This window comes from Pseudomonas sp. LBUM1646 (genome assembly GCF_059716165.1).
Map to the genome: position 1 here is coordinate 5,518,850 of NZ_CP166810.1, position 11,945 is coordinate 5,530,794.

At 60.7% G+C, this 11,945-nt stretch carries 8 protein-coding genes; 5 read left to right on the forward strand and 3 right to left on the reverse strand.

Features of this window, described 5'->3' with window-relative positions:
• Positions 1-10: 10 nt before the first annotated feature.
• The 3 genes from aauS to ACA071_RS25135 are packed head-to-tail and all read left to right on the forward strand — an operon-like array spanning position 11 to position 3,575.
• On the forward strand, positions 11-1,912 hold the full coding sequence (aauS, locus tag ACA071_RS25125) for a two-component sensor histidine kinase AauS (RefSeq protein WP_497641577.1): 1,902 nt from the start codon (positions 11-13) through the stop codon (positions 1,910-1,912).
• Positions 1,909-3,237, forward strand: a complete 1,329-nt coding sequence (aauR, locus tag ACA071_RS25130; protein WP_497641578.1) for a two-component response regulator AauR — start codon at positions 1,909-1,911, stop codon at positions 3,235-3,237. The genes aauS and aauR overlap by 4 nt, the downstream gene beginning before the upstream one ends.
• 8 nt (positions 3,238-3,245) lie before the next feature.
• Positions 3,246-3,575: a GlpM family protein gene (locus ACA071_RS25135; protein ID WP_497645382.1), complete on the forward strand. Its 330-nt coding sequence runs from the start codon at positions 3,246-3,248 to the stop codon at positions 3,573-3,575.
• Between the two features lie 23 nt (positions 3,576-3,598).
• On the opposite strand, the gene ACA071_RS25140 is transcribed toward ACA071_RS25135, so the two are convergent.
• Positions 3,599-8,761, reverse strand: coding sequence for a dermonecrotic toxin domain-containing protein (locus ACA071_RS25140; protein ID WP_497641579.1), 5,163 nt, complete (start codon positions 8,759-8,761; stop codon positions 3,599-3,601).
• Positions 8,762-9,000: 239 nt separating this feature from the next.
• Here ACA071_RS25140 and ACA071_RS25145 point away from each other — a divergent pair, with 239 nt between their 5' ends.
• Both ACA071_RS25145 and ACA071_RS25150 read left to right on the forward strand, forming a co-directional pair.
• Positions 9,001-9,375: a DMT family transporter gene (locus ACA071_RS25145; RefSeq protein ID WP_497645383.1), complete on the forward strand. Its 375-nt coding sequence runs from the start codon at positions 9,001-9,003 to the stop codon at positions 9,373-9,375.
• Positions 9,368-9,769 (forward strand): DMT family transporter, encoded by a 402-nt coding sequence (locus tag ACA071_RS25150; protein ID WP_497641580.1) that lies wholly within the window; start codon positions 9,368-9,370, stop codon positions 9,767-9,769. Before ACA071_RS25145 ends, ACA071_RS25150 begins: the two co-directional genes overlap by 8 nt.
• Before the next feature lie 48 nt (positions 9,770-9,817).
• Here ACA071_RS25150 and ACA071_RS25155 read toward each other — a convergent pair whose 3' ends face one another.
• Together ACA071_RS25155 and ACA071_RS25160 are read right to left on the reverse strand one after the other, a co-directional pair.
• Positions 9,818-10,987, reverse strand: coding sequence for an IS4 family transposase (locus tag ACA071_RS25155; protein ID WP_497641581.1), 1,170 nt, complete (start codon positions 10,985-10,987; stop codon positions 9,818-9,820).
• 194 nt (positions 10,988-11,181) lie between these two features.
• Positions 11,182-11,934 carry a MipA/OmpV family protein gene (locus ACA071_RS25160; RefSeq protein WP_497641582.1) on the reverse strand — a complete coding sequence of 251 codons (753 nt, stop codon included), beginning with the start codon at positions 11,932-11,934 and terminating at the stop codon, positions 11,182-11,184.
• Between the last annotated feature and the right edge of the window lie 11 nt (positions 11,935-11,945).

The window sequence follows — 11,945 nt, forward strand, 5'->3', positions numbered from 1 at the left end:
GGCATCTGTGATGAAATGCGACCCCACTCTCTATCGCGCAGCGCCGCCATCACTCGCCGTGAAACCCCGTCTGATTCGTCATCTGTTCCTGCCGCCGCTGGTCATCGCCCTGATGATCGGGTTGGGTTACATCGGCTTCTGGGTCAGTGAACACTACGGGATTCGCAGCCTCAGCGAGAACGGTCAGCGTCAGCTTGAACTGCACGCCCGCGCCGTCGAGAGCGAGATCAGCAAGTACACCTACCTGCCCAGCCTGCTGGAACTCGAATCGAGTGTTTCAAAACTGCTGGACGACCCGACGCCGGAATACCGGCAAACGGTCAACGATTACCTTGAAGGCCTGAACCGGCGCAGCCGCAGTCGGGCCATCTATGTGATGGACACCACCGGTCGCGTGCTGGCCTCCAGCAACTGGCGCGACGTCGATAGTTACCTTGGTGAAGACCTGTCCTTCCGCGCCTATTTCCAGAACGCCGTGCGCGGTCAGCCGGGACGCTTCTACGGCATCGGCAGCACCAACGGCGAACCCGGTTATTACCTGGCCCACGGCCTGGAAGAACACGGCAAGATCATTGGCGTGGCCGTGGTCAAGGTACGCCTCGAAGCCATGGAAGAACGCTGGCAGCGTGCACGCCTGGAAGCCTTCGTCAGCGACGAGAACGGCATCATCATTCTCTCCAGTGATCCGGCACGCCGGCTCAAATCCGTGGTGCCGCTGAGCGACGAGACCAAGGAAAAACTCGCCCGCAGCTTGCAGTACTACTGGTTCCCGCTGAATGAACTGCAACCGCTGGCCCGGGAAACCCTGGCCGAAGGCGTGGAGAAACTGACCTTCCCCGCCAACAGCGAACTGGCCTCCGACGAACAGGACATCACCTACCTGGCCCAGACCCGGCCGTTGAGCGACACCCCGTGGAATTTCACCCTGCTCACGCCCCTGGCGGATCTGCGCCGTGAAGCGATCAACCAAGGGATTCTGGTGGCAGTGGCGTTTGCCCTGGTGGCGTTCCTGCTGATCGCCTGGAACGAGCGGCGCAAGGTGATCGCCACGCGTCTCGCCGCCCGGGAAGCCTTGCAGGAAGCCAACAATCAACTGGAGCGTCGGATTACCGAACGCACCACCGACCTGCGGGCCAGCAACGAACGGCTCAAGGGTCAGATCCGCGAACGACGCCAGGCCGAAGAGACCTTGCGCCGAGCCCAGGATGAATTGGTCCAGGCCGGCAAATTGGCGGCGATCGGCCAGATGTCCACCAGCATCGCCCACGAATTGAACCAGCCGCTGGCAGCGTTGCGAACCTTGTCCGGCAACACCGTACGCTTCCTTGAGCGCGGTCAACTGGATGTCGCCAGCACCAACCTCAAGACCATCAACGAACTGATCGACCGCATGGGCCGGATCACCGCCAGCCTGCGCTCCTTCGCTCGTCGAGGTGACGACAAGGGCCAGGCCAGCCTCGGCAAAGCGGTAGAGGCAGCGCTGCAACTGCTCGGCAGCCGAATGGAAAGCGCCCATCTGCAACTGCATCGCGACTTCAAGGATGTTCAGGTGCAGATCGACCAGACCCGTCTGGAGCAGATCCTGGTCAACCTGATCGGCAACGCCCTCGATGCCATGCAGTCGCAACCCCTGCCCGCGCTGTGGCTGGAAGGCGAAGAGTACGACGGTAAATATCGCCTTCGCGTGCGCGACAACGGCCACGGCATCGACGCCGAAGCGCGCAAGCATCTGTTCGAACCCTTCTTCACCACCAAACCCGGCGAACAGGGCCTGGGCCTCGGCCTGACCCTCTCCGCCAGCCTGGCTGCGGCCACCGGCGGCCATTTGGGTGTCGAGCACCCGGCCAGCGGTGGTACCACTTTCGTCCTCAGTTTACCGTTGGTAAGCCCCACTCCCGCCGAGCCAATATGAACAACGACCTTAGTGTGCTGATCGTCGAAGACGACCCCCATGTGCTGCTCGGCTGCCAGCAGGCGCTGACCCTGGAAGACATTCCCTGCGTCGGCGTCGGTAGCGCCGAAGAAGCCCTGGAGCGGGTCGGCGACAACTTTGCCGGGATCGTCATCAGCGACATTCGCCTGCCCGGCATCGATGGCCTGGAACTGCTGACCCGGCTCAAGGCCCGGGACCGCAGCCTGCCAGTGGTGCTGATCACCGGCCACGGCGACATCTCCATGGCCGTCGGCGCGATGCAGAAAGGCGCCTACGATTTCATGGAGAAACCCTTCTCCCCCGAACGCCTAGTGGACGTGGCCCGTCGCGCGCTGGAACAACGCAGCCTGGCTCGCGAAGTCTCCTCGTTGCGCCGGCAACTGGCGGAACGGGACTCCCTGGAAGGCCGGATCATCGGCCGCTCGCCGGCCATGCAGAACCTGCGCGAACTGATTGCCAACGTCGCCGACACCTCGGCCAACGTGTTGATCGAAGGCGAGACCGGCACCGGCAAGGAACTGGTTGCCCGCTGCCTGCATGATTTCAGTCGTCGCCATACTAAACAATTCGTCGCGCTGAACTGCGGCGGCCTGCCGGAGAACCTCTTCGAAAGCGAAATCTTCGGCCATGAGGCCAACGCCTTTACCGGTGCTGGCAAGCGGCGGATCGGCAAGATCGAACACGCCGACGGCGGCACGTTGTTCCTCGATGAAGTGGAAAGCATGCCGCTGCCATTGCAGATCAAACTGCTGCGTGTGTTGCAGGAACGCACCCTCGAACGCCTCGGTTCAAACCAGAGCGTGGCGGTGGATTGCCGGGTGATCGCGGCGACCAAGTCAGACCTCGACGAGTCGAGCAAAAAGGGCGAATTCCGCAGCGACCTGTATTACCGCCTCAACGTGGTGACCCTGGAGCTGCCGCCGCTGCGCGAACGCCGCGAAGACATCCTGCAACTGTTCGAACATTTCCTGCAGCAGTCATCCCTGCGCTTCGACCGTACCGTGCCGGAGCTGGACAACCAGACCCTGTCGAACCTGATGAGCCACGACTGGCCGGGCAACGTGCGCGAACTGCGCAACGTCGCCGAGCGCTACGCCCTCGGCCTCCCGGCCTTCAAGAAGTCCGGCGCCAGCGGCAGCAATCAGGGGCTGGCCTTCGCCGAAGCGGTGGAAGCCTTCGAACGCAACCTGCTCAACGACGCCTTGCAGCGCAGCGGCGGCAACCTGACCCAGGCCAGCCTGGAACTGGGGATGGCCAAGACCACGCTGTTCGACAAAGTGAAAAAGTACGGGCTGAGCCACTGATGGACCTGATTCTGAAAGCGGCGCTGGGCGCGGCGGTGGTGCTGATCCTCGCCGCGTTGGCCAAGACCAAAAACTATTACATCGCCGGGCTGGTGCCGCTGTTTCCAACCTTTGCGTTGATCGCACACTACATCGTCGGCAAGGGCCGTTCGCTGGACGATTTGAAGACCACGATCGTGTTTGGCATGTGGTCGATCATTCCGTATTTCATCTATCTGGCAACCTTGTACGTCATGGTGGACCGGATGCGGTTGGAGGCTTCGCTGGCCGTCGCGGCAGTAGCCTGGTTGATGGCGGCCAGCGTGTTGGTGTCGGTGTGGGTCAGGTTGCACAGCTGACAAAAAAGCCGCCCTCCCCTCTGTCAGAACAAAGCCTCGAAATAGCGGATCGCCAACGGCTTGCCGATCGGGCCGCGCCAGATGGGATCAACCTTCGCGCCTCTGTCGGCCAGCATCTGCTGCCATTTCAAACCCTGATCGCGCTGCTCGGGGGTTTTCAGATGGGCCTTGTCGAAGCGGCTGAACACCGAGCTGGACGAACTGTAATGGAAATGGGCATACCACAACGGCGTGGGCGTGGGCTGAGTCAGGTCGAGCACCTCGTACTCTTGCATGAAATCGGGTAGGCCATCGGTGCGCCTGCCCTGCGCCACCCATGTGCCGACCTTGCGGATTTCAATAATGGGCTGCCCCGGTTCCGCCAATTGATGCAGGTCATCCAGATAACCTTCAGTCGGCGTCTTGCTTTTCAGTATTTGCGCAATCCGCAGTTCACGTCCTTGTTGAGTAAGCGCCTGAGCCTTGGCGTTCAGTTGCGCGATGATCGGCTCCTGCGCCGACACCCGAGCGATACGCCGGGCACGCAGACGCAGCTCCGCAGCTTCGCTGGTCATCATGTGGTCAAGATCGGCCGGCCGCATGTTTTGTCGGGCATAGCCGTCGACCTTCAGTCGATAGCTATCCACCGCAGCCAGACGTTGCCGAGCCTCGGTCAATAACACCTGGCGGTCGACAACGACGTCTGGCTGCAAGGGCCTGGCAGGCAGCTGACGGTAATACTTGCCGGCGCTGGAGGGCAGCCAGTTTTCAACGCGCCCGCCTTCGCCGGTCATCGTGAATCGGGTCTGCCGGGTCACCGGGTCCACCTCTTTTGTACCAACCAATAGACGATTGCCATCGGTTTCAAAGATTGCCTTGCCACTGTTTTTAGCGTTCGCGGCTTGCTTGATACCGCTCTTGATTCCGTGACGCGCATGGTCGCTCATCTTCTCCAGCAGTGCCTGCACCGATGGCAACCAAGCCAAGTCAAAGTGCTGCTCATAGCCCGTCGTCCACACCTTGAGGTCGCGACCAAACTGTTCGTATACCTCCAGACACTCCCCCAGTATCTGATTGCGCCGACTCACGTCGGCAACGACATCGGGCAGGCTGTCTTGTGTGTTTAATGCGTCATACACCTTGGCGCGAGCCTGGCCCATTCGCTCGTGCAGGTACATCCAGGAAGGGTCGAAGATCCGGTCGTAGCGGGTGAGCAAGGGCATGTGGTTGAGGGTTTTGAGGTAATCGCGCTTAACGATGGACAGCGAAGTGTCCATACGGTCCAGGTCCGCGGTCACGCTGGACTTGTCCGCGCGAACCTTGATACGCCGACGCCACAGCTCGACCTGTGCCAGATGGGCATCGATCCCTTGCAGTTCATGGATCAGCTTAATGCGCAGTTGCCGCATTTGCCCGGTCAGGTGCAAGGAGCTCTGGATGCTGCCGGCTGGCAATTTGAGCATCTGGTCGCTTATGGCACTGATGTCATCCAGGTAATGCAGGCATCGATCCCTGGCCAAGTCCGTGCGGTAAATGGTCCTTTCGACCACCACCAGCGCTGACTGGCTTGAAATCTCTTGGGTTTGTTGACGTCGATTACCGTGACTCAGGGGCAGCATCTCGCCCGTTCGCGCATAACGCTGGGTGGCCAGATCGATGTCGTTGACACATCCAGCGTCCACCGAATCCAGGGTCAGGCGACGTGTGGCGTTATTACTGGCGTCGTAGCGTTGGATGGCCGCGTTGTTAGTTCTGTGCTGGATGGCGAGTTGCCGCGACAAGGCATCGATGGTGTCGCCCAATCTGCGTTGGCGATCAGCGCCGCGATCAATTAACCAACGCGGTAACCATCGGCGTATGGCGGCGGGCCAGATCGGCTCAAGGTTATCGGCCAGATGCCCGACCAGGTTACCGCCTCCAGCCAGACCTTGATTGAACAACGTTCCGTGTACCGCAAAATAGGTATCCCAGCAGCCCGTTTCATCGACGGCGATTGGCTGCTGATAGGCCCTGCGCCGTGTGCCATACAGGCGCAATGTCCGGTTCAGCAGCCGCACCTGATAGACCCGCCCTTGCCGGAGAATGAAGTCGCCCTGCGCATGGCGATAGACGTTGCGGTAAAGACCTTCGTTGACCGGTTGCAGGCCGGCCAGAGAAATCGCCCCCTCGTACTCGTAACCCTCAAACCGATCCATCAGCCGTCGGGCCTGGCGCAAGGAGGGACGCTGCAGGGTTGCGGCGCCCTTGAGCAAGGCGTTCACCTGACGTTGTCGGGTCAAGGCACGCGCCACGCTCGGGCCAGCGGAAATACTGGGCAAGATGTCCATGGCTGCGTCGATCAGCGATAACAGCACCGACTCCAATTGCGCAAGACCATGGCCGACATCCCCCCTGAAGAACGCCGCCACCGCCAGATTGGCGCTGTCCCAGGCGTCGTAAAGTGCTATCGCGCTGCCAACAAACGGCACCATGCCCATGGCCATTTTCAGGTAATTGAACATCACGCCACCCTGTAACGCATAGCGCTCCAGGCACAACGCGGAGTTGGAGCGCGACGTCGCGCGGTGCGCTTCGATCAAACGGCCCATATGGGCATTGAGCAGATGAGCGCCCAGCGAGGTGGTCGCCGGCCAAGGCGTGCCGGCCCCGATCAATGCATCGAAATTGCGCTGACGCGCCTGGTTGATCCGGCTGAGATGACGACTGTGATCACCATTCAATGCGCGACCCGCCAGGTAGTCGACCATCGCCGGGCGCAAGCACAGATCAAACAGCAACTGACGCGCCAGTGCCAGCGTGGCGCGCTGGTAGAGAAAGCGATCATCGGGGCTGTCAGGCAAATAGAGCACTGTCACCCCACTGACCTGTTCCTCGATAAAGGTGACGCCCGACAACCCGGTCGTGCCGTCCTGGGTATCCGTCCCGCCGACCGTCAGGCAGGCCGGGCGCAACACAATGCGTTGGCCAACAGATGCACAGGCTTGCGCGGTATTGGCGTCGATGGCGCTGTTCAGAATTTGCCAGCCGTCCGGTTCAATCTGCTTTTGCAACAGGGCCGAGTCGCCGCGCATTTTCAGCATCAGGCGAAACGGTTCGGTCAGGCATTCGCGGCGATGGGCGTTGTTGAATGCGGGCGCCGACGTCGAGCCCATGAAAGCCCGGTATATCAGCCCCTCGTAGTGCCCGGCCAGGTCCAATTCAGTCACCAGCGTGCGCAGATACGACGCGGTCAGGCCCCTGATCAGTGTGTTGCGCTCAGTGGCCGAATCGGCGGTGACCTCGACCTTCATGAACGTCATTCGCCACCACAACGCCTGATCGATATTGGTGTGCGCCAGTTGGGCAATCGACAACGTGCTGCGCGCAGCACTGGCGATCAGCACATTCTTTTGCGGCGTGCCCGGGGCCGCTCCTTCCAGCAAGGTTTTTTGCCAGGTGGTCGAATCCGGCAGGTCCAGGGTGACGCTGAAACCTTGTGTGAGTGCGAAGTCCTGGCGCAGGCGCTCATCGACCCGCTTGCGACTGAAATCATCGCGGTGCGGCAGGTCTCGCTCGATCAGCCCATGGGAGCGTTTCATCGCCGTGATGAAGGCCGTGATCGAAGCCTTGAGCCGCGCACGCTCAGCGTCAGACGACCGACCGAGCCACTGCGGCAGGTGACCGGCCAGGGTGTGGGTCTGCTGCTGCTCGAGGATCTCCGCGTACGCCTGCTCTCGGGCGTCATGCACCGATACGCCGAGGCTGTCGACGGATTCCAGTACACATTTTTCCAGTTCGATCCGGCGCTGTTCCTGATGGGGCGGCACCGGGTAGTCAGCCAGCAACGTAGCGACCTGCTGTTCGCAGGCATACAACTGGAGCTGCAAGCCGTACTCAAAGGGGTCGCCGCCCACGGGCGTGAGGTGCAAGGTCAGCCCGGTGTCGATGGCGTGCAGTTTGAACACCGCCTGTTCCAGCGCCCGACGCGAGTCAAAGCGTTGCAACCCGCCCGCGCTGCCCGGCCAGTAAAGCAGCAGGCTGTGTCCCGAGGCTTCAGGGGTGAAAACCAACGGTCCGTCCAGCGCCGCTTCTTGCGCGTCACTGAGTGACAGACTCAAACGGGCGGCCATCACCTCCAACGTACGGTCGGCGCGTTTGGGGTTATCCAGCACGGCTTCCAGCCAACGGTGCTCTTCGTCACTGATGTGCCGCAAAAGCCTCTGCACCGCGGCTTCGGCCCGCACGCCCGCCAGCCGCGCCTGATACAGCGCATCGTAATGGGCGTTTGGCCGCTGGCGCAGTTCCAGCATTCGCGTGGCCGGGCTTCGATCAAGCAACGCGACCGCTGCGGTGCGGGCGTCCTCTTCGGCCCGGTGCAATGCGTCAAGCTGTTCCTGGAGCGGTACCAGACGGGTCGCATCCGGCATGCCCTCGGCATCATCGAGCAAGGTTTCGATGGCCAGCCGTTGCTGCTGCAACGCTTTGCGATGATCGCTTAAAGGGAGGTCGGCACTCAGCGAACCGAACCGCGCGGTGGTGTCCTCTTCAGTCTCCTGCGCCGAGAACTCGGCGCAGTCCGGTGGCGCGGCAAAAAACGCGAAAGCTCCGCCCTGAGCCTCGACGTAGTGCGAACGCAACCGACTGAGGGCCGCCAGCAATGGATCGTGCTGCGGGCTGTCGGCAAGGATGGACAACCGTTCCCGGCTCAAGTGTTCTTCAAGCGCCGAACGCTGGTTGAACGGCACTAACGCCGGCTGCCGCGTGGGCAGGTAGAGCAAGGGTCCGCTGGCCATCGTGATCACCAGGGCGGCGGGCCACTCGGCATGTTGCAGCGCCGGCGGACCAGCCAGTCGCTCGGTGGTAATCGGAGCCTGATCTTCAGCAGGATCAACCAGCGCTTGCAGGGTTTTTAATTGCTCGGCATCGAGCTGCCCTTGCGCGAAAGCCACCTGCGCGGCGGCGCCCAAGTGCGTGCGAAACAATTGATTCGCCCGCTCCCACCGAGACACCGCAGTGCCCGGCGCCCGTCCGGCCCACCAGGCGTCCCAGTGCTGTTCCAATCGGAGAGCGTCGGGGGCGTCAGCCATGAGCTCAAGAAACTGCTGGCGACATTCCTCCCACCGCGCCGAAGCCGTCAGAAACAGGCGTTCGTCACGGCGCGGTCGGTCGCTGAGGGCATCGAAGCGCATTTCAAGAGGTGCTGCGTGATCGTTGGGTTGTCTGTCCATTCGGAGCCGGGCTCTGCTGTCGGTGAGGCCGATCCTCACCGCTGTTGGCCGCATTAGAAGGACTTGGCGACAAAGCCGGGCGGTACATAGTTATCGCATTGGCTACTTGATATGTCGGCTGGCCCGACGCTTGCATTTGCCCCGCAAGCCCTCTCGGCCGGCCTTCATGCTCGATGACGCCGGTGTCGGGGAGGATCCGCCAAGGGTGAATCCTGACTGTGCACATCTTAGATCCCGACCTGACCTTCACCGTCCTCCTGCTGGTCGCCTTTTCCATCGTGCTGGACGTTATCGGCCAGCTCTGTTTCAAGCTCGGCCTGGACCGTTTGCCGGAACTCGAAGGCGGTTTTCGGCTGAACGCGTTCTGGGGCCAGGTGTTCAATGCCCCGTTGCTGTGGTGCGGGATCGGCGCCTACACGCTGGAGTTTTTCGTCTGGCTTGAAGCCTTGTCCCGGGCGCCCCTGAGCCTGTTGTTCCCGGCCGGGGCCCTGGCCTATTGCGGCGTGGTGCTGGCAGGCAAAGTGGTGCTGGGGGAAACCGTCAGCCGCCGGCGCTGGCTCGCAACGCTGGTGATTACGGTGGGCGTGATGCTCGTGTGTGCCGGCCATGCGTGATTCTGGATCGATGGATTGGCTGCATGGGCGACTGGGCACGGTGGTGCTGTGGGCGCTGCTGATTTTTCTGGAAAGTGCCGGGCAGATTGCAACCAAGGTTGGCGGCGATCAGTTGGGTCAGATGACTTTCACCTTGCACTGGCTACAGGCCGTGGTGGTCGACCCCGGTGTGCTGTTTGCGGTGGGCTGCGGTATCGGCGCGTTCTTTGTGTGGATGCTGATTTTGCGCCGTAGCAGTTTGTCCCTGGCGTTTCCGCTGAGTTCATTGGTGTTTGTCGGGGTGTTGCTGGGGTCGTGGCTGGGATTGGGTGAGCAGATCAGCCTGCTGCACTGGGTGGGCGTGGCAGTGATTATTGGCGGGATTGCGTTGCTGGCCGAGGGCGAACAAACCTGAACCAGATCGTTCCCACGCTCCGCGTCACTAGTGTCCGGTAAACATGTTTCAAAGCTGAAGGTTGCCCTGGGCAGCCTTTAGTTTTTCTTGTTCCTGCCTTCGTCGGTCTTTGAATTCTTGGGTAGCGGGCCGTTCATGCAGGACATGTGCAATCCGCACCGTCAGCTCAAACAACGAGCCGGGAAACCCTGAGCGACGGTGAAAAAGGTGCAGTAACAAGTAGCTGATCAAAGCACTGTAAATCTGCAGGCGAACGGCATTTTCGGAGAAAGCATAGAACCGCTTGAGTTTCAGATGTTGCTTGATCCACTTGAAAAACAACTCGATCTTCCAGCGATTCTTGTACAAACCCGCGATTTCTTCAGCTGTTCTGGCAAAGTCGTTGGTCACCAGGATTAACGGTGTCACGTGCCCTTCGCGTTCAATCACGACACGTCTTACTGGTTCGTCTCGATAGTCATTCACACGTTTGCCACCCAGACGTTTTTTGCCGAACTGAACGACCTCATCACTCATGACCGGGCTTTGTTCGGCAACGGTTGAGTGCTCGTGCAGCACCTCGTAGTTGGCATTTTTCTTAAACCGAGTGACGAAATAAGCACCTTTGCTCTGCAACTGGTACCACCAGTTGTAATCGCAGTAACCTTTGTCAAAGACATAAGTCATGCCGGCCTGAATCGGCATATTCAGCGCATCGCTCATGTCGTTGACGTTGGCGGGGGTAATGTTCACGTACACCGGGGCCAACTGAGCCAGATCCAACCCTACGTGTACCTTGAGGCCTTGTGTGATGCGGGTTTTAGTTGCGGCAGTCCAGTCATCAAAGTGAGGTCCACGCAAGGTAATCGAAGTGGAATCAATCAGACTAACCATGGCGCCGACTTCCTTGCGCTGTTGACGGCCGACACCGCGCAACAGGTTCTCACAGAGGTCTTGGAACGGCCGGTAATCACGCTTGTTCAACGCATCTGACAGGGTCGAGCGGGCAATGGGGCCGGCTTGGAGATGGTAGCTATGCGCAGCCAGCGTTTCGGAGAAAGTCGCCAATGACCGCAGGCTTAAGGCTTGGGTTACATGGCCGCTGACCAGTGTTACCAGCAATTGCCAGGATGTGCAGCGTTTGACGTAGCGATCCGCCTGGTACTTTTCGGTGGATTGCTGGAAGGACGGGCGAGGGATCGCACTGAGCAGTTGGGCTAAACGGGTGCTGGAGAACATGAGTCAAAATCGAGTCTGAAAAATCCGATTATGACTGAAGTCCGCCAACAGCAAGGGGGAGCAAGCTCCCCCTTCAGTTTTTACCGGACACTAGTGACGCTCCGCGTGGGAATGCAGCCCGTGACGCTCCGCGTCACTGGACGCAGAGCGTCCCTAGAGGCATTCCCACGCAGAGCGTGGGAACGATCAATTCTTCAGTTGAACTTGTAGGCAATCGCTGCCTGTACCTCCCCCTGATTGCTATCCCCCACCTGTTTGACGATGCTGCTGTCCGCTGCCGAACCGGTCAGGTGAATCCAACTGGCGCTGGTCAGCAGCGACCAGTGGGTTGCCAGAGGAAACTCGAAGCTCTGGGTCAACGCCACGTTCTGCAACCCACCCCCGGCGTTGTACCGGGCAATGCCCGAGGCCTGCGACGCTGAAGCACTGACGCCGTAAAACGCCTGGTTTTGCTGCCCATCGGCAAAGTGTGCGGTCAGGTTGCTGCTGCCGATCACGCCGCCTCCCAGTGGATAACCCACCTCGCCACCCAAGCGGCCCACTACGCCATCAGGTCCGCCGACCGCCTCGCCCACCGAGGCAAACACCCGCCAGAAATCAGCCGGCGCGTACTGCACAAAACCACCGACGACGCCCATGTCCGGCACATCGTGCAAGCCTTGCAAGCTGCCGTTGGCAGTCCGTCCCGGCAGGTAATTCAGAAATGGCCCGGCGCTGAAACCGTTGGTCTTCAAGGCGCTCCACGTCAACCCGTCATCGGTACTGAGGCTGACGTCACCCCAATCCAGATCGAAATACGGCACCGGGCGAATTTCATGACGGCTGCCGGTCGGGTCGTGGGGTTGATAGCTCAGCCCCGCGCCTGCTTCACCGGTGATGCCATCGGCCATGGCATGGGCTGACAGGCACGTCAGCGCCGCAAACAGAGCAACAGTAATCCTCGACATGAGGCCTTTCC